We start from the raw sequence: 18,300 nt of genomic DNA on the forward strand, positions 1-18,300 counted from the left end.
GAAACTGCGGCCCGGCGCACCCGCAAGGCACAATGGAAAGCATGACCCTCACAACTTTCGCCCTCGTCCGCCACGGCCAGACCGATTGGAACGCGGAGCGCCGGTTGCAGGGGTCCACTGACATCCCGCTTAACGACGTCGGCCGCGGCCAGGCGCGCGACGCCGTCGCCTTCCTGTCGGGTCAGCAATGGGACACCGTGGTGTCCTCACCCCTGAGCCGCGCCGCCGAAACAGCCCGGATCATCGCCGAAGGACTGGGACTGGAGGTTGCCCGGTTGGTTCCCGAGCTCACCGAGCGCAGTTTCGGTCCGGCCGAAGGGCTCCAGGCCGGCCCTGAGCTGGAAGCCCTCCGGATTCCGGGAGGTTTCCGCGGAGGCGAATCCGACGAGGCCGCGGCCGACCGTGGTATCGGCGCCTTGGAGGAGCTGGCCGGGGAATTTGCCGGCAAGCGCGTCCTGGTGGTGGCGCACGGTACTTTGATCCGACTGACGTTGAGCCGGGCTATCGGGCGTACTTTGGACAGCGTGCAGAATGCAGTGCTCAACCTCGCTCATCACCACGTCGAGGATGGTTGGCAGCTGGAGTACTTCAACGGCGAGCGCGTCACCGCCGACGTCGAGGCCTGATTTTCAGTAGTCGTTCAGTTGGCTTCGAGTCGCGCCTTCAGCTGCTCGGCGTAGTCCGCGTAGGCAACAGCAGCCTGCGCCGCTACGTGGCAGGAACCGACCCGCCCCGGACAGCGATGAGCTCAAGCAGCGCCTCTGCCTTGAGGCCAAGAAGGGCGGCCGCAAGGCTAGCCATCAACTCAAGTACAAACTCACTACTGGCACTCCCGGCCAGCACGTCCATGACAAGTCCATCCTCCTGGGCAACAAGGGTGCGGGCGATCTTGGCTGGATCCAGCAGGGGAGAGAACTCACCTGAGCTGGTTCCTGCGTCGATGATTTCCCGGTAGACGCGTTCCTGTGCGCTGGTGAGCTCTTCCTGGATCCGGCGTTGCTCGGCGTCGCGGAGCATGTGGGGCCAGTACTCGTACAGGATCCGGGAGACGTCGTCGTCCAGTCCCGCAGTGGTGCCGGCGCTGATGACGGCGGCGAGTCGGGCGGTGGGAGTCATGTCCAGGTCAACGGCTTCGGCGAGCTTCTCGAGAAATCTGCCGGAGGACGCCTGCACAGCGGCCGCGATGATCTCGGCATGGCTGCCGAAGTAGTAGAGCACTGCGTTGGCGGCCATGCCTGCCTCGGCGGCAATGGCGCGGAGCGTGGCGCCTTCGGCGCCGTCGCGGGCTGCCACGGCCTGCGCCGCCGCAACGATTTCCCGCCGCCGAATTTCCTTCTTGTCTGCCTTGGCCACTGCCGTTCCCCCGGGGACTCTCGAAGATTCCTGTTGACATTGACTCTAGACCGGTATTGAATGGCATTCAAATTTGAATGTGATTCAAATTACTGGTCTCAGATACGACCTACTGATTCAATGAGGAGTCTCCGTGTCCCAACCACCTTCGCCCACCCCGCTCGCGAGCGGCCCGACCCCACAAGACGCAACATCAAAAAACCCGGCACCAAGCGAGTCAACGTTCAAAGGCCTGAAAGCCGGCTCGATCGGCATCGGACCCACTGTGGCCCTCGGGTTGGCCGCCGTCGCTCCGGCCTACAGCTTGGCCGTGACGCTCGGCTTCGTGGTCCTTGCCGTTGGAGCGAGCACCCCTGCAGCGTTCCTGCTGGGCTTCGTTCCTATCTTGTTCACCGCCCTCGCATTCAGGGACCTCAACAAGGAAATGCCCGACTGCGGTGGCGTGTTCGTATGGATCACCCGTGTTTTCGGCCCGGCCGCCGGCTGGTTCCTCGGCGGGTGGGTGCCACAGGTGGCCACCTTCATTGCGAGCGCCGCACTGGCCCAAGTGGCCACCACTTATCTACTCAACTTCTTTGGCCTGGCCTGGATCGCTGCGGAGCCTATCGCCGTAGCTGCCATCGCCTGCGGGCTGGTCGCCTTGAGTGCATGGATTGCGGCAAGGGGAATCGAACTCTCTGCCTGGGTGCAGTATGCGCTGATTGGCCTCCAGCTAGTGGCCCTGGGCGGATTCTGCGTCGCGGCGTTTATCGCCATGGCCACGGGCAACGCCACTGCGGGCTCAGAAAAGCCGGCCGTGGAATGGTTCAACCCCTTTGCCTCCGGCGACATGTCCGGCCTCGTGTCCGGCGTCATTCTTTGCCTGTTCATTTACTGGGGCTGGGATGCATTGATCGCCGTTAACGAGGAAACCACGGACCGCAAGGGAACGCCTGGCAAGGCAGTAGTCATCACCACGGTCATCCTGCTGTTCTTTTACGTAGTCACCGCAACGGCCGCCGTCGGATACGCCGGAACCGCAAGCATCACCAATCCGGACACGGTCTCGGATGTCCTTTCAGTCCTCGGCCCGCAGGCGACCGGAGATGTGTTCGGCCAGGTCATCATCCTGGCGGTTGGACTGTCGGCGTTGGCGGCACTGATGACTGTTGCCGTCAGCACGCCCAGGACTTGGCTCAGCATGGGCACCTATGGCGCACTCCCCAAGTCGACCACGAAGATGTATCCCAAGAGGGGAACGCCCACCACCTCCATCACCTGGTGGGCAATTATCACCATGGCCATAACGTTGGGCTTGACGGCAATCAGCCCGGACTTCATCGGGCTGGGCATCCTTTCGGTGGGCCTGATGATCGCGGCCTACTACGCCGCCACCGCCTTGGCCTCGGTGGTGTACTTCGCCCCACTGATGCGCACCTCTGCCCCGGCCCTGATCCTGAAGGGTATCCTTCCCGGCCTCGGAGCACTCCTCATGATCGGAGCGTTCGCGTACAGCGCCGTCGACATGGTGTCCCCTGAATATGTGGGGCTGTCGTGGCTGGGCATCGGCTCTGTGTTCTGGATTGGCATCGGTGCGCTGATCTTGGGCCTGCTTGTCACCGCGATCCTAAGAACCAGGCTGCGCCGCTTCTTCTCAGGCGAAGCGATCCCCCGCGGAAACATCACCACCCGCAACCAACTTCCCTCCATTCTCAGCAACGACTCTCTTCACCACGAAACCGAGGCATAAATGCGCATCCTGTCCATCGCGGCCATTCAGACCAACCCCGTCCCCCACGACCTCGAGGCCACGTGGGCCCGATTCGAGGCCCAAGCCGAATCGGCCAAGAAGCTGGGCCCCGATGTTGACGTCATCGTGGTTCCGGAATTGCTGCTGTCCGCGCCGGGTGAGTTCCTGCTCCCGGACCCCGACGGCGAAACCCGGTCCTCCGCGCCCATCCCCAGCCCACTCACCCACCGCATCTCCGCACTGGCCCGCAGGCTTAACGTGTGGCTCGTGCCCGGCTCGCTGCTGGAAACGGACAAGGGGAACACGTACAACACCGCCATTGCCGTCTCCCCGCAAGGCGAAATTGTGGCGCGCTACCGAAAGCTCTTTCCATGGCGACCGTTCGAAACCACCACCCCCGGCGATTCCTTCGTCACTTTCGACATCCCCGGCTGCGGACGCATCGGCCTGGCCATCTGCTTCGACGGCAGCTTCCCGGAGGTAGCGCGCCAATTGGCATGGCTCGGCGCAGAGGTCATCATCCAGCCCACGCTCACCACCACGCGGGACCGTGCCATGGAAATCGTCATGTCCCAGGCAAACGCCTTCGCCAACCAGGTGTATGTGGTGAACGTTAACGGAGCTTCCCCCTCCGCAGTGGGCGAGAGCGTCATCGTCGACCCCGAGGGCACCATCATGCAGCACGCCCGGGGCGGCGAAGAGATCCTGTTCGCCGTCCTGGACTTGGACCGCGTCACCCAACTCCGCCGCTATGGAACTCACGGCATCAACCGCCCCTGGGCCCAGCTCCGGGACCAGGAAGGCCTGCTGCGCTTCCCGATGTTCGGCGGAGCCCACTTCCAATCGCCGGAGTGGAGTGGGGATTCCGCTCCCGCACGGCAGGGCAGCGGGCGGGCCTGACCACACGTCCAACCTGAGTAGCGTTCGACGGCGGACTGCCGCCGTCGAACGCTTTTCCTCACCCTAGAGAAGATCAGGCTACTTACTTCTATACTGGCGTTGTGATGGCATCGCTTTGGTTCGGATTGATTGCCTCCAGCGCCTTGGTCATAGGCGCAATCATCGGTGTGCGCTTCGAGCTGCCAAAACGTCTCCTGGCCATCCTGCTTTCCTTCGCGGCCGGCTCGCTCATCACCGCTTTGGCCTTTGAACTGTTCGAGGACGCGTACGAACAGGGCGGAATCGTGCGCGCGGCGGTGGGGCTCCTTGCCGGGGCCATCGTGTTTACGGCGCTGAGCGCCCTGTTGGATCGCTGGGCCCAACCCGGGCGGGCGTCGAAATCCAAACCCGCGGACGAAATACAGGGCAGCCCCAAGCTGGACACCGATGCAGCCGCGTCCGATAAAGCTGCCACCTCCGCCTCAACACGAGGCGCTGCCGGCATGGCCCTCTTGGCTGCGGTCACCTTGGACGGCGTGCCCGAAAACGTCGCCCTGGGCATCTCCTTGGGAGAAGGATCAGGAGGCCTGGCACTACTGGCGGCAATCTTCGTTTCCAACCTGCCCGAAGCCTTGGTGGGAGCGTCGTCCATGCGCAGCCAGGGCAAGAAGGCTGGCTTCATCATGTTGCTCTGGAGCGCGTGCGCGGTGTTGCTGGTTGCCGCCGTCGTGCTCGGCGCAGGGCCGCTCTCCTCAGCCCAACCCGAGACGATCTCCCTTCCCTTGGCCTTCGCAGCGGGAGCCGTGATCGCATCGCTCGCGGACACTCTCATGCCAGAGGCCTACGAACACGGTGGCCCGGCCGTTGCGCTGAGTACGGCAGCAGGATTCGTTTTGTCGTTCACCCTTTCGCTCGCCTGAGCCGCTGGGGGCTTCAACCCAAGAGGCTCTGACGAAAGAAAGCGCACGACGGCGAGTGGTCGCCGTCGTGCGCTTCTTCTGTCTGTTGCGTCTGCTAGACCTCCGGGCGCCGCTCGACAACCGTGTGGGGATCGCCGCGGCGCTCAACAACGCTGCGACGGGTCCGGTTGGACATGGCGATGGAAATGATGAGTCCGATAACGCCGACCACCATCAAGATGTAGCCGACCAGGACCTGGTCGAGGAAGGGGATGATTCCGGGGGCGAGCGCGAAAGCCAGAATAGCTCCGATGGCAATCAGGGCGATGGAAGAACCAATTCTCATAACGTGCTCCTCATGTTCTTTCGGCGCAGTCAGGGTCTACGGCCGAATCTGTATCATCAGGATACTTACGTTCCGCCTTCCCGGCCAACATCTACGCGGCACGATCGTCAATGGCCGTACCGCTCAGCGACTCGGCCAATGGCATCCTCGGGAGTTGGCGCGGGGCCGAAGACCTGCTCTTGGCGGGTGATGTCCGCAACGTATCTTCCGGTCTCGAACCACGCCACCATGCTCGCCATATCGCCAACCAACGGAAGGATCTTCGCGGTCACTTTGCCGAGTCCCGCAATGGCGCCGGCGGGTATGGACATTACCTTGATCTGTTTGCCGGCCCGGCGTCCGGCGAGTTCCGCGGCTTCGTGGATACTCAAGGGCCGGCTCCAGCCAATATCGATGCGCTCTCCGTCAACAATGTCCGCGTCAACCGCCTCGGCAAGATAAGCGGCAACATCGCTGGCCAGGACGAACGTGAGCCTGGCGTCCTTGGAACCGAGCCAGACGAAGCGCCCCTTGGCGAAGGGATCGCCACCCATGCCTACCGCCTGGTCAAAGAAGGCGCCCGGGCGCAGGGCCACAAAGGGAACACCGAGTTCCTCAAATTTGTCCTCAGCCAGCTTCTTGTTCCAGAAGTGGGGAATCTGGGGAGTTTGATCGCTGGTGACGATGCTGATCAGCACGAAACGGGGCACCCCGGCGTGCTTGGCAGCCACAGCCAGGTTGCTGTTGCCGAAGGTGTCAATGGCCTTGGCGTTCTTGTCGTTCCGCGTATAGCCCGCAGCCGTCGATATGGCCGCGGAAACACCGGTCATCGCGGCGATCAAAGAAGCGGCGTCCAACATGTCTCCGCGTGCGATCTCAACACCCTTGGCCTCAAGCTTGCCGGCATTGGACGTGGGCCGCACCAAGGCGCGGACCTTCTTTCCGCGCTTGAGAAGTTCGTCCACCACTTGGCCACCCAAGAACCCAGTGGCGCCAACAACAAGGACAGGCAGGTCTTCGGCCACAGCTTCTCCTCAGGGGTTTGCTCCTAGGGTCAGTGGTAGCACGAGGCCGGAGCTTGGGGCTAGGGGGCGTTTCAGCTTCACACTGAAACCTCACATAGTGACGACAACCTTCCCGCGGGCTCTGCCGGCGTCGAAATACCGCATGGCAGCCGGGACCTGGGCCAGCGGATACGTGCGGTCTATCGCGGGCCTCATGGTTCCCGTTTCCAGGACGCCTGCCAGGTAGTCCAGATCCGCTGCGGTTTGGGTGCCCACGATCATGGTGAGCCGCTGGCTGATGAATGGAGAGAGCGCCACGGCCCGGAACTGGCGATCCAAGCCGCCGGTCCAGGACCCGCCTTCCTCACCACCGGTGATCACTGCTGTTCCCGAAGGGGTGAGCGCCCTGCGAAGACGGGAAACCGAAGGGTTGCCGGCTATATCGATGATGACGTCGTAGCGCTCGCCGCCATCAGCGAAGTCCCGTGAGTTGTAGTCGATGACATGGTCAGCGCCGAGGTCCCGAACCAGGTCCGCCTTGGCGGCACTGGCCACCCCGGTCACCTCTGCGCCGGCCGCCTTGGCGAACTGCACCGCGTAACTGCCCACACCGCCCGAGGCACCAGTGACCAGAACCCTGAGCTTCGCCCCTACCGGGCCTTTGCCCGGATCGATACCGCCTGCACGCAACGCGATCAAGGCTGTGCACGCGGACACAGGAACAGCGGCCGCTTGCTCAAAGCTGATGCCCGCCGGTTTATGCGCAAGCTGGATTTCACGGGCAGCGGCGTACTCAGCGAACGATCCCTTCCCCGATCCGAAAACCTGGTCGCCCACGGCAAACCGCGTCACTTTAGCCCCGACAGCCTCCACAGTGCCTGCGAGGTCCAACCCGGGAACGGGATTCCTTGGCGCGCGTAAGCCATAGACGAGGCGCAACGCATATGGCAAGCCTGTGGTGACGTGCCACGTACCGCGATCGAGCCCGGCTGCCCGGACCTTCACCAGGACCTCATTTTCCTTGATGGCCGGGCGGGGAATCTGCGCTTCGCGAAGCACATCGGCGGAGCCGTATGCCTCGTGGACAATGGCCCGCATGGTTCCGGGTGACGCCTGATCCTTGGGTGCTTCCGTGGATTGCTGACCAGTGGTCATGGCCTGACCTTTCAGTGCTCGATTGGGGGTTACATGCTTTTCGTACGCTGTACTACGAACGTTACCGTACACTGTACTAAACCGCTAGAGGCCTTCACTCGACCAAGGAGTCCACGTGTCCACCGCAGCATCCCAGCGTCTTCCTCTCAGCAGGGAACGAGTACTGGAGTCCGCAGTTGCGCTCGCTGACGAATCCGGACTGGCGGCGCTGACCATCCGCACGCTCGCCCAGAGCATGGGGACCAAGCCCATGTCGCTCTACTACTACGTAGCCAACAAGGACGAGATCCTGGATGGAATCGTGGACATGGTTTTCAGCGAAATCGAGATGCCAGCGCCGGGGGGAGATTGGCGCGCGGAAATGCAGCGGAGGGCTCACGGAGTGCGATCAGCGCTCAGGCGCCACCCGTGGGCAGTCGGGCTGCTGGAAAGCCGGTCCGCGCCGGGACCGGCAACGCTCCGGCACCATGAAGCAACGTTGGCAACACTGAGGGAGGCAGGTTTCTCCGTCGAGCTGACAGCCCATGCCTACGCCCTGCTGGATAGCTACATCTACGGCTTCGCCCTTCAGGAAGCAGCCCTCCCGTTCGAGGGCAGGGACACCGCGGCCGAAGTCACCGAACCCATCATGGAGCGCTTCGCCACCGGTGAGTATCCGCGCATGGTGGAGATCGCGGTCGAGCATGTCCTCAAACCCGGCTACGACTTTGGCGACGAGTTTGGGTTCGGCCTGAACCTGATCCTTGAAGGCCTCAACCGCCTGAAAGCCGACGAAGAATAGGCACCTTTCGGCTCGAGGCGCGAGTCTCATTGGAGGCGCTCAGGCCAACGGGGTACGGTCAGGCATAGCTGACGACGCCGGATGAGGGAGCTGAGTTCATGGCCAGGATCGAGGACTATGCGATCATCGGGGACTTGAACACGGCTGCCCTGGTGGGGCGCAGCGGTTCCATCGACTGGATGTGCCTGCCGCGCTTCGACTCCCCCGCCTGCTTCGCCGCGCTGCTGCACACCCCCGACGCCGGCCGCTGGCTGCTGGCGCCCGCCGGGACACCGGACGGCGGCGACTGCACACGACGCCAATACCGTGAGGACACCCTCATCCTGGAAACGGAATGGGACGTTGACGGCGGATCCGTCAGGGTCATCGATTTCATGCCCGTCCGCGACGACGCCGTGGATCTGGTGCGGATCGTCGAAGGGGTGTCCGGCGAGGTCACCATGCAGATGGAGCTGGTCCTGCGCTTCGATTACGGCAGGGTGATTCCCTGGGTCCGGCATGGCGATCATGGCATCAGCGCAGTGGCCGGCCCCGACTCGGCCTACCTCACCACCCCCGCTCCCCTGGTGGGCCGGAACAAGACAACTGTCAGCGAATTCACCGTCCGTGCGGGCGAGCGCGTTCCCTTCGTGCTGCGCTGGGCGCCAAGCCACGAACGCGAGCCACGCCGAATCAATCCGCTGCATGCACTTGAGGCGACGGAGTCGTTCTGGCTGGAATGGATCGGCCGCAGCGAGATGACGGGCAAGTACAAAGAACCGGTGGAGCGGTCCCTTATCACCCTCAAGGCACTGACGTACCACCCCACCGGCGGCATTGTGGCTGCGGCAACAACATCCCTGCCCGAGCAAATCGGCGGGCCCCGCAACTGGGATTATCGATATTGCTGGCTACGCGACGCCACCCTGACTTTGCAGTCACTCCTCGCCGCCGGCTACACGGAGGAAGCCGCCGCCTGGCGCGACTGGCTGCTGCGCGCTATCGCCGGCGACCCGTCAGAACTTCAGATTGTGTATGGGCTCGACGGCGCCAGGAGACTCCCGGAGGCAGACATTCCCTGGCTGTCGGGCTACGAAGGCTCACTGCCCGTCCGCACCGGAAACGCGGCCGCTCCGCAGCTTCAACTGGATGTGTGGGGCGAGGTCCTGGACGGGCTTTCGCTGACCAGGGCGGCATCCCCGGATGGCGCAGTGGATAGCTCCTGGGACATTCAAGTGGCTTTGATGGAATTCCTGGAAGGGGCTTGGGACCAGCCGGATAACGGGCTGTGGGAGATGCGGGGTCCGAGGCAGCACTTCACCCATTCCAAGGTGATGGCATGGGTGGCCGCAGATCGAATGGTCAAAGCCGTCCGAACGTCGGGCCTGCCGGGTCATGCCAACAGGTGGGCCGCACTCCGCAGCGAAATCCATGCAGATGTCATGTCCAAGGGCTTCGACGAGGATCTCAACAGCTTTGTCCAGTCCTACGGCAGCAAGGAACTGGATGCGAGCCTGCTCCTGATTCCACGGGTCGGCTTCCTGCCCCACCGGCATCCGCGGGTTATAGGGACTGTGGACGCCATCCAGAAAGGACTCACCGACGACGGACTGGTCCTTCGGTATCGCACCCAGTCCGGGCATGACGGACTCCCGGGTGATGAAGGCGTGTTCCTGGCATGTTCCTTTTGGCTGGTGGATGCATTGCTGGGAACCGGCCGCTCCGGCGAGGCTACCGAGCTCTTTGAGCGACTGCTTAGCTTGCGCAACGATGTGGGGCTGCTCAGTGAGGAATGGGATCCGCGGACGCAGCGGCACCTGGGCAACACCCCGCAGGCCTTCAGCCATTTCCCGCTCATTCACAGCGCGCTGCAACTCCACCAGGGCGAGGCCCACAGCAGCGATACCCCGCTTCACAAACCCAAGCATCCGGCGCAGGCAAGTGGCTCTACCCTTCGGAATGATCCTCGCCTTCGGTAGCAGACGGTTCGCCCTTGTGGCTCGCTTCCTCCAAGTGGAGGTCCAGCTTGCGTTCGGCTTCGCGCCGACGTTGGCCTACGCTCCGCATCTGCTGCGTGGTGGGGTCACCCCGGTCTTCCGACGCTGCGCCGGTTGGCGCGGCGGGCTGCACCTGCTCTTGTTCGCCCATACCCCAATGGTCCCATCACCAGTTCGTCAGCGATAGCTAAAACCGCCGTTGCGAGGCCCGCTCTGCACCCTTTCCCGGCTCTTTGGGGCGCAAAGCGGGCCTCACAACATGTGTTTAGCGCCTGGTTTCGTCAGTACGCGTTCCCTCGGTTTCGATGCGCTCCTTACGCACTTCCTCGTCAACCTGGACCTCGTCAGTGACGGTGTCCTTTTCGAGCCGCACGCGCTCTACGGGTACGGTTTCCTTCTCCACCACCGGCCGCTCCTCGTGGAGCGTGACCTCGTGTTCACTCTCCGTCAGGTCCGGTCCGGACATCGCATTGCCGGCGTTGGCGTCCGTGATGGGCTCACGCTCCAAGCGGACTTCCTCGCGCTGCACGGGGACAGTTGTGGTGACGTTCTCGGTGGTGATGTACTTGCGCAGGCGTGCCCTTCCGGTGGCTTGCCGTTCGGTACCCACGTTCAGTTGCTCTTCCGACCTGGTCATGGCGTCGTCGCCGCGGCCGGCGTCAGTATCCCGCGTGTAGTTGGCGTCGGTGTCCACAGCATCCCTGGTGCCGGCGGTTCCCGCCGCCCCGACAGTGCCGGTGGTAGCGGCATAGTCGCCATGGCCACTGAAGCTGTCCCTGCCCTCCAGCCCATAGTGGTTGTACAGGCGACTCTCCTCGCCCGGATCCAGGTGCCCGTCTTCGGCCACGCGCGGGGCGTCCTTGATGTGGTCCTTGCTGAAGGGAACCACCACGTCGTCACCTTCCACCGTGGCGTCCTGCAGCGGAATGAACGATTCCGAACTGCCGAAAAGGCCGGTCTTGACGGTCACCCACGTGGGTTCACCTGTGTCGTCGTCGGTGTAGAACGTGCCTATGGAGCCGACCTTGTCACCTTCGGTGGTGCGGACGTTTCCGTTGAGCCCCATCAAACGGTCAATGTTTTCCCTCGCGAGCATAATGTCTCCTTGGAATGCGGTTCTCTTACTGTGGATTGCCAAGCGGGCTGCATCACCAGGCATGGTTTCCGGACGCCGAGACGGGGGTGAATTCAACCCGTCGGCTTTAAGGAACACCAAATCATAAGCATGCTTAGTGTTTGCTTGGCAAGCCCCAATTGGAGAATCAGTGGCGCTTGCCACATGCCCGCCGGCCGGAGGCTCCAGGCGGAGAAATCAGTACTTGTGCCGGGAGTGGGGGTAGGAAGGGGGAAGTGTTCTGGCTGAGCAGACATGGTGATCCCTTCGGGTAAGAGAGAGTGGATAGGGTCCTGCACTGCGATGACTGCGGATTCCAGATGGAGATTCCCGACTAGCCGCAGCTTGCGCTGGCTTCATAGGCGCTAACTTGACCGGCGCCAGGGCGAAAGAGCGTACGACGGCGAGCTGACGCCGTCGTACGCTTTTGCAGCGCTTCAAGAGCTTGGGCGGGCGGCCCGTCCCGGGTAGCGTGAGCCGAGGACAGGTTGCGCCCCGCCGCGAGCGGACGATCCCAAGGAGTTGCCCCAATGAGCAGATCCCACCGAGCGTCACAGCATGAACCGGACACCGCCGTCGAACTCAATCCCTTGTTCAGCAGGCCCGGAGAATCCGACATTTTCCCCCGTTTCACGCTGCCGGCCGGCGAATCGTTGCCTGCCACGGCCTACCAGGTTGTCCATGACGAAGCGATGTTGGACGGTAATTCGCGGCTGAACCTGGCCACGTTCGTCGGGACATGGATGGAGACGGAAGCATCCAAGCTTTATGCCGAGACGTTCGATAAGAACATGATCGACAAGGACGAGTACCCGCAGACAGCACTGATCGAAACCCGGTGCTGGCGAATGCTCGCGGACCTGTGGAATGCGCCGGATCCCGGGAAGAGTATCGGCACCTCCACCATCGGATCCTCAGAGGCCTGCATGCTCGGCGGCTTGGCCTTGAAGCGACGCTGGCAACATGACCGGCGGGCTGCCGGCAAGTCCGCGGAGAAGCCCAACCTCATCCTCAGCTCCGCCGTCCAGGTGTGCTGGGAGAAGTTCTGTAATTACTGGGACGTGGAACCCCGCTTTGTCCCGGTCTCTGCCGAGCACCCCACGCTGGACGGCCATGACCTGGACAAGTATGTGGACGAGAACACCATCGGCGTGGTCGCCATCCTGGGCGTCACCTACACCGGCAAGTACGAGCCCGTGGAGCTCATCTCCGAAGCCTTGGACGAGATTGAGGCACGCCGCGGACTGGACATCCCCATCCACGTGGACGGCGCTTCCGGGGCCATGGTGGCACCGTTCCTGCAACCCGAAACCGTCTGGGATTTCCGGCTCCCCCGCGTCGCTTCCATCAACACCTCCGGCCACAAGTACGGCCTGGTGTACCCGGGTTTGGGCTGGGTGGTGTGGCGCGATGCCGCAGCACTCCCGGAGGACTTGATCTTCCACGTCAGCTACCTCGGCGGGGACATGCCAACGTTTGCGCTGAACTTCTCCCGCCCAGGCGCCCAGGTTTTGCTGCAGTATTACCTGTTTCTCCGCCTTGGTTTTGCCGGATACAGGTCTGTCCAAGCGACGTCCAGGGATGTGGCGCTTTACCTCTCCAGCGAGATCGGGGCGATGGACGCGTTCACCCTCTGGAGCGACGGGTCGGATATCCCGGTATTTGCGTGGCAGCTCAGCGACGGCCACACGGAGCACTGGAACCTTCACCACCTCTCGGAACGGCTCAGAATGAACGGCTGGCTGGTTCCGGCTTACCCGTTGCCCGATGGGTTGAGTGAGGTCACAGTCCAGAGGATCGTGGTCCGCAACGGATTCACCCGGGACCTCGCCTCCAGCTTCCTGTCTGACCTCAAGAAGGAAGTGGACTACCTCGATAGCCTCACTGCGCCGATGCCTACGGACAAGCAGTCAGAAGGCTTTCACCACTAACTCCGGGAAGGGAAGTTCCATATGTGTCGGCTCTTCGGGCTCCACGCCGGTCCACGGCCCGTCCGTGCCACCTTCTGGTTGGTGGATGCGCCGGACAGCCTCTCCGCGCAAAGCCGACGCGAGCCCGACGGCGCCGGCATAGGTACGTTTGATACGGCAGGCAGGGCGCGCGTAGCCAAACAGCCTTTGGCGGCGTGGGAAGATCACGCTTTCGCCCGCGAAGCCAGGGACCTGAAGAGCACCACGTTCCTGGCACATGTGCGGTACGCCAGCACCGGAGCGCTCACCATGGCCAATACGCACCCGTTCGAGCAGGACGGGCGGCTGTTCGCACACAACGGTGTTCTGCACGGTTTGGACCACCTTGATCAGCGCCTCAACGAGCTCGGAGTGATGGACCTGGTGCTTGGACAGTCGGACAGCGAGCGCCTTTTCGCGCTCATCACGGCGGAAACGCGCCTCGCCGGAGGGGACGTAGGGACCGGCATAGCGGAGGCCATCAACTGGGTTGCTCGGGAGCTCCCCGTTTTCAGCCTCAACTTCATCCTGACCACCGCAACGGACATATGGGCGCTGAGATACCCGGCCACCCACGAGTTGTACGTGCTTGAACGGCAGGCCTCTGCGTCTGCCCCGCTCGACGCCCGAAGCCATCGGATCCGTTCGAAGAGTACCGAGCTTTCCCGTTCCCCACATGTCCTCTTCGCCACCGAACCCATGGACTCCAACCCTGGCTGGCGGCCCATGGCATCCGGCGAACTGGTTCATGTTGGCCGGGATCTTTCCGTAGACTCTACGGTTTCGATGCCGAAAGCTCCTTCGCATCTGCTCACCCTCGCAGATCTTGAACCGACCGCGGCGGCGTCGCAGCAGCCTTGACCGCCGCCTCGGCGTTGCGCTCTCACCACGACCAACGCACGACGGCGACCTTCCGCCGTCGTGCGTTTGGCACCTTTCTGCGGCGGTATGCCGCTCAGCCGACGGGCTGGCAAGCGGGCTTCTTGAGGAAGACCGCCACCGCTATGGCCGCCGCGAGGCAGAGGGCGGCATTCACCGTGATGGCCACCGTAACGGCAGCCAGCACCGCCGGCCTGTTACTCGCGCCGAGGTTGAGCAGCTGAGCGGTGAACACCGCGCTCATCACCGGGATGCCCATGGTGATGCCGATCTGCTGGCTCATGGTGGCCAGGCCTGTCGCCATGCCTTGATCTGCGTCAGGCAAGCCTGAAGTGGCGGTAACCATGAACCCCACAATGACCACCAGGTTGGCGACACCCCCAATGAATGTCGCTACCAGGAGGAGCCCAATGGAGGCCGGATCCGAGCTGAGCAACACCAACGCTCCGGTAGCCGCTGCCTGAACCACGAACCCGTAGACGATCGCGTTCTTGCTACCAATCCTCCCGATTACTTTGGGTCCCAGCATGCCGCCGAGGACGGTACCCAGGCCTAGGACCGCGAAGGACAGACCTGCACCAAGCGGGGTATAGCCGAGGACCTGCTGCAGGTACAGGGTCAGCAGGAACACCAGCGACGTTTCGGTCAGGAACGCCAGCAACCCGGCGAGGTTGCCCCACGCTATGCTCGAGCGTTTGAGGATGCCTAGGGGCACCAACGGGTGCGGTGCCCGGCTTTCAACCCTGGCAAACACGGCAAAGAGGACGACGGCGGCCGCAAGCGGACCGAGCGTCAGGGGGTGGGTCCAGGAGTGTTCGGCGGCATGCGTGAGGCCGAACACCAGTGCGAGCAGGCCAAGGGTGACCGTGACGGCGCCGGGGACGTCGAGCCGGAGCTTGGAGGTTGCCCGGCTTTCGGCGAGCACAACGGGTGCGATGAGGAGAACTGCTGCCGCAACGGGAACATTGATGAAGAAGGCCCACCGCCAGCTCAGGAGGTCGGTCAGCAGCCCACCCAGGATCGCCCCAGTGGTGAATCCGGCCGCCATCAGGGAGCCGTTGAGTCCGAGTGCTTTGTCCCGAAGAGGGCCTTCCGGGAACGAAACCAGCAACAGTGACAGGGCCGCCGGTACCACCATCGCCGTGGCGATGCCTTGGCCCACCCTTGCCAGCAGCAGCAACGCCGGTTCAGTGGCGAGACCGCCAGCCAGCGACGCTGCCCCGAGCAGCGCCATACCGATCAGGAACATCCTCCGCCGACCCGCCAGGTCTGCCACTCGGCCGAACAGCAAGGTGAAGCCCGCGGCACACAGCGCAAAAGCCGTTGCGACCCATTGGAGGTTTTCCAGCGAGAACCCGACGTCGGAGCCGATTGCGGGCAGCGCGACGTTGAGGATCGAGAAATCGACGGCCAGCGTGAAACTCGCCGCCAGGAGGACGATGAGCGCAAGCCGTTGCCTCGTGGTCATGCTTTGTGGGGCCTCGTTTTGTGCTGGCTCGACGTGGGGATGGCTGACTCTGTTGGTTGTTGGCATGCGTTTGGTTGTTGGCATGCGTTCAGTTGTTGGCATGCGTTTGGTTGTTGGCATGCGTTCAGCGTGGCCGTCTTCGTGAGCGGTAACCACACCCCGCCGTGGGTACCACTGGCAGTGACAGGACAACCCCGGCAATTAGCTGAACAATGAGGGCATGGGTATACACAGCGAACTTGGGGAGTTCCTTCGCGTCCGTCGGGCAGCCTTACAGCCTGAGGACGTGGGCGTTCTGAATTACGGCATCCGACGCGTTCCTGGCCTGCGACGGGAGGAACTGGCGATGCTGGCCGGGGTCAGCACCACGTATTACACGCGCCTTGAGCAGGGCCTGAGCACAAACGCCTCAGAAGCTGTCATCGAAGCAATCGCTCGTGCCCTGAACCTCAGCAAAGACGAACGCGTACATCTCCTCAACTTGGCCCGTCCGGGAAAGACCAAACGGCGCACGCCGGCAAAGCCGGACAAAGTGCGTCCAGGGACACTCCGGTTGATCCAATCCATGTCCGGCACACCGGCGGTGGTGCTGGGGCGTCGAAGCGAAGTGTTGGCGTGGAACGCCTTGGGACACCGGCTCGTTGCCGGCCACCTGGACTTCGCGGCGCCTGAGACCCCCTCCGCTCGTCCCAATATGACCCGGCTGTTGTTCCTCGACGATCACACACGGGAGCTGTACACGCGTTGGCCGGAGGAGGCGCGAAGGGCGGTCGCGTCATTGCGCCTCGTGGCGGGAAAATCCGCTGATGACAAGGAACTGGCGTCACTGGTTGGCGAGCTGACATTGAAAAGCCCTGATTTTGCGAAGCTTTGGGCCCAGCACCCGGTGGAGAACTGCATGACCGGCGTGAAATACCTGCATCATCCTGAAGTGGGGTATCTGGAGTTGAACTTTGAGGTACTCACGCCGCCTGACGAATCCGGGCACCGGGTGCTCCTGTACGCCGCAGACCTGGGGTCAGCGGCTGCGGGAGCCCTGCAACTGCTTCAGGTTTCAAGTGATAGCGGGAAAGTCCCGCGCGGTTTGGCGGAAATCGGCTCCTGAGGCACGGGAGGAATTTAGTAAGCATGCTTGCTTTCTTGCTGAGGGTGGTGTTTTGCTTGATTAACCAAAGTTCAGGCACCCGGCTTAGGAGCTGACATGGTCTACGAAAATGGTGCGAGCTCAAGCACTCCCGAAGCCCGTAGGAACGACGTCGTCAGGGCGGAAAAGGATCGCTTCGGCGGTATCAAATGGGGCTCGGCTTTCTTTGGCTGGCTGACCGCCATCGGGATGACCGTCCTGCTTAGCGCCTTGGCCACTGCCATCGGCGTAGGCGTAGGTGCAGCGAATTCATCCGGCACCGACCAAGCGGCGGACCAGGCCCAGCAGAACGCGGAAACCCTGGGAATCGTCAGCGGAATTGTCCTTGCAGTGGTCTTGTTCCTCGCTTACTACTGCGGTGGGTACGTCGCTGGCCGCATGGCCCGTTTCGACGGAGCCAAGCAAGGGCTCGCCGTGTGGCTGTGGGGCATCATCATCGCCATTATCGTGGCAGTCCTCGCGGCGGTGGCAGGGAGCCAGTTCAACATTCTCGACAATCTCAACGGCGCACCCCAGATTCCCGTCGACGGAAGCCTGATGACCACCAGCGGCATCATCGGTCTCGTCATCGCCCTGATCATCCCCCTCCTCGGCGCCATCGTCGGCGGCAAGGCCGGCATGCGCTTCCACAGAAAGGTCGACCAAGTGGGCATCGATCACCAAGGCGGACTCATCGGCTAGGGCCTCGCATAAAGATAGAGCTGACTTTTTCCACATAGCGTCGATGAGGGCTAATAACTGTCGGGCCATCCTGACAGGGTTGAGTTATGGAAGGCATAGGCAAGGTTCTGGCGCGGCGGATGGGTCCGTCCGACGCCAGCGGGATTCCCTGGCGCGTCTCGCCCTCCTCGCTCGAAAGGCTTTCTCCGCCATCAACCCGTGAGCGCCCGACGGCGGCAGGCACCGACGCGGAAACCTCATGGACCCCTGAACTACTTCTTGGACCGGACTCGGCGCCTGATGCCGGAGAATCCGCGCCTCCAGGGTCTCCCGAATGTTCCGCGCCCGAAGATGCGGCGCCCCAGGGGGAGGCGCCCGAGCAGTTGCCCTCGCCTAGGGCCTCCACCCCCGAACAGGCTTCGGAGTGGCTGTGGTCGCAATCCTCGGCACCGGGTTTGCCGGCGCTGGAAGCGGCGCTCCTGGACAGTGCTGCCTCAGCGGACGCGTTGAGATCAATAGCAGCCGATGAAGCGCGGTTGTTTGGTTTTGTTGAGGCTGCTGATTTTGCGGGCAGGGTCGAGGAGATCTCGCGGTCGTTGGAGTACTTGCAGGTCGTCGCGGCGCAGGCGGTGGAACGGACCCGGAAGGAAGCACGGCAAGCGCCGCAGGGGTCGTCGGGATCTTCAGGATCTTCGGGGTCGTCGGGATCTTCGGGATCTTCGGGATCTTCGGGATCTTCGGGATCTTCGGGATCTTCGGGGGCAGTGCCGGAGTGGCGGACCGGGTGGACTGAACCGGGGCCAGGATCCGGTGTGAGGCCAGAATCCGGTGTGGGGCCAGGATCCGGTGTGGCATCAGCCCGCACCGCTGAGGCGCGCTCCACAAGCGCAGGTGCTTCTGTGAGCGGCGCAAGCACTGTGACCGGTCCAGGGCCAGTGACCGGTCCGGGGCCAGTAACCGGGGCCGCCGCAGCCAATGCTGGTTT

General features: G+C 63.1%; 17 protein-coding genes and 1 pseudogene. 10 read left to right on the plus strand and 8 right to left on the minus strand.

Annotation, left to right across the window (positions count from 1 at the left end; all coding sequences use genetic code 11):
* Positions 1 to 32 precede the first annotated feature (32 nt).
* Positions 33 to 626, plus strand: coding sequence for a histidine phosphatase family protein (locus A477_RS0109950; protein WP_017198857.1), 594 nt, complete (start codon positions 33 to 35; stop codon positions 624 to 626).
* 82 nt (positions 627 to 708) lie between these two features.
* On the opposite strand, the gene A477_RS0109955 is transcribed toward A477_RS0109950, so the two are convergent.
* Positions 709 to 1,353: a TetR family transcriptional regulator gene (locus tag A477_RS0109955; RefSeq protein ID WP_017198858.1), complete on the minus strand. Its 645-nt coding sequence runs from the start codon at positions 1,351 to 1,353 to the stop codon at positions 709 to 711.
* A gap of 133 nt (positions 1,354 to 1,486) precedes the next feature.
* Here A477_RS0109955 and A477_RS0109960 point away from each other — a divergent pair, with 133 nt between their 5' ends.
* From A477_RS0109960 to A477_RS22235, 3 genes are all read left to right on the plus strand, one after another.
* Positions 1,487 to 3,082 (plus strand): APC family permease, encoded by a 1,596-nt coding sequence (locus tag A477_RS0109960; RefSeq protein WP_017198859.1) that lies wholly within the window; start codon positions 1,487 to 1,489, stop codon positions 3,080 to 3,082.
* Positions 3,083 to 3,982, plus strand: coding sequence for a carbon-nitrogen hydrolase family protein (locus A477_RS0109965; protein ID WP_017198860.1), 900 nt, complete (start codon positions 3,083 to 3,085; stop codon positions 3,980 to 3,982).
* A 101-nt stretch (positions 3,983 to 4,083) separates the two neighbouring features.
* The gene (locus tag A477_RS22235; RefSeq protein ID WP_017198861.1) at positions 4,084 to 4,881 is read left to right on the plus strand and encodes a ZIP family metal transporter; all 798 of its coding nucleotides are present in this window, start codon (positions 4,084 to 4,086) and stop codon (positions 4,879 to 4,881) included.
* A gap of 94 nt (positions 4,882 to 4,975) precedes the next feature.
* Here the strand turns inward: A477_RS22235 and A477_RS0109980 are convergent, their stop codons facing one another.
* The 3 genes from A477_RS0109980 to A477_RS0109990 form a co-directional block, all read right to left on the minus strand.
* A complete protein-coding gene (locus A477_RS0109980) occupies positions 4,976 to 5,206 on the minus strand; it encodes a DUF6458 family protein (protein ID WP_017198862.1) in 231 nt (76 codons plus the stop codon).
* Between the two features lie 107 nt (positions 5,207 to 5,313).
* On the minus strand, positions 5,314 to 6,210 hold the full coding sequence (locus A477_RS0109985) for an SDR family oxidoreductase (protein WP_017198863.1): 897 nt from the start codon (positions 6,208 to 6,210) through the stop codon (positions 5,314 to 5,316).
* 90 nt (positions 6,211 to 6,300) lie between these two features.
* Positions 6,301 to 7,344, minus strand: a complete 1,044-nt coding sequence (locus A477_RS0109990) for an NAD(P)-dependent alcohol dehydrogenase (RefSeq protein ID WP_017198864.1) — start codon at positions 7,342 to 7,344, stop codon at positions 6,301 to 6,303.
* Between the two features lie 115 nt (positions 7,345 to 7,459).
* Here A477_RS0109990 and A477_RS0109995 point away from each other — a divergent pair, with 115 nt between their 5' ends.
* Positions 7,460 to 8,125 carry a TetR/AcrR family transcriptional regulator gene (locus tag A477_RS0109995; RefSeq protein ID WP_017198865.1) on the plus strand — a complete coding sequence of 222 codons (666 nt, stop codon included), beginning with the start codon at positions 7,460 to 7,462 and terminating at the stop codon, positions 8,123 to 8,125.
* 98 nt (positions 8,126 to 8,223) lie between these two features.
* Positions 8,224 to 10,083, plus strand: coding sequence for a glycoside hydrolase family 15 protein (locus tag A477_RS0110000; protein ID WP_017198866.1), 1,860 nt, complete (start codon positions 8,224 to 8,226; stop codon positions 10,081 to 10,083).
* Here A477_RS0110000 and A477_RS0110005 read toward each other — a convergent pair.
* Both A477_RS0110005 and A477_RS0110010 read right to left on the minus strand, forming a co-directional pair.
* The gene (locus tag A477_RS0110005) at positions 10,052 to 10,252 is read right to left on the minus strand and encodes a hypothetical protein (RefSeq protein WP_017198867.1); all 201 of its coding nucleotides are present in this window, start codon (positions 10,250 to 10,252) and stop codon (positions 10,052 to 10,054) included. The two genes, A477_RS0110000 and A477_RS0110005, sit on opposite strands and share 32 nt — an antisense overlap.
* A gap of 114 nt (positions 10,253 to 10,366) precedes the next feature.
* Positions 10,367 to 11,197 (minus strand): DUF2382 domain-containing protein, encoded by an 831-nt coding sequence (locus A477_RS0110010; protein WP_017198868.1) that lies wholly within the window; start codon positions 11,195 to 11,197, stop codon positions 10,367 to 10,369.
* A 548-nt stretch (positions 11,198 to 11,745) separates the two neighbouring features.
* Here A477_RS0110010 and gad point away from each other — a divergent pair.
* Together gad and A477_RS0110020 are read left to right on the plus strand one after the other, a co-directional pair.
* A complete protein-coding gene (gad, locus tag A477_RS0110015) occupies positions 11,746 to 13,146 on the plus strand; it encodes a glutamate decarboxylase (protein ID WP_017198869.1) in 1,401 nt (466 codons plus the stop codon).
* Positions 13,147 to 13,167: 21 nt separating this feature from the next.
* Positions 13,168 to 14,025, plus strand: coding sequence for a class II glutamine amidotransferase (locus tag A477_RS0110020; RefSeq protein ID WP_017198870.1), 858 nt, complete (start codon positions 13,168 to 13,170; stop codon positions 14,023 to 14,025).
* A gap of 94 nt (positions 14,026 to 14,119) precedes the next feature.
* Here A477_RS0110020 and A477_RS0110025 read toward each other — a convergent pair whose 3' ends face one another.
* Complete coding sequence (locus A477_RS0110025; protein ID WP_017198871.1) at positions 14,120 to 15,511, minus strand: MFS transporter; 1,392 nt, start codon at positions 15,509 to 15,511, stop codon at positions 14,120 to 14,122.
* A gap of 220 nt (positions 15,512 to 15,731) precedes the next feature.
* Between A477_RS0110025 and A477_RS22240 the strand changes: the two genes are divergently transcribed.
* Positions 15,732 to 16,616, plus strand: a complete 885-nt coding sequence (locus A477_RS22240) for a helix-turn-helix transcriptional regulator (protein ID WP_017198872.1) — start codon at positions 15,732 to 15,734, stop codon at positions 16,614 to 16,616.
* A 96-nt stretch (positions 16,617 to 16,712) separates the two neighbouring features.
* Positions 16,713 to 17,336: a hypothetical protein gene (locus A477_RS0110035; RefSeq protein ID WP_017198873.1), complete on the plus strand. Its 624-nt coding sequence runs from the start codon at positions 16,713 to 16,715 to the stop codon at positions 17,334 to 17,336.
* Here the strand turns inward: A477_RS0110035 and A477_RS24000 are convergent.
* Positions 17,326 to 18,300 (minus strand): annotated as a pseudogene (locus A477_RS24000) (hypothetical protein); the annotation flags it as partial. The gene A477_RS0110035 and the pseudogene A477_RS24000 sit on opposite strands and share 11 nt — an antisense overlap.

This window comes from Arthrobacter sp. M2012083, assembly GCF_000281065.1.
Lineage (GTDB): Bacteria > Actinomycetota > Actinomycetes > Actinomycetales > Micrococcaceae > Arthrobacter.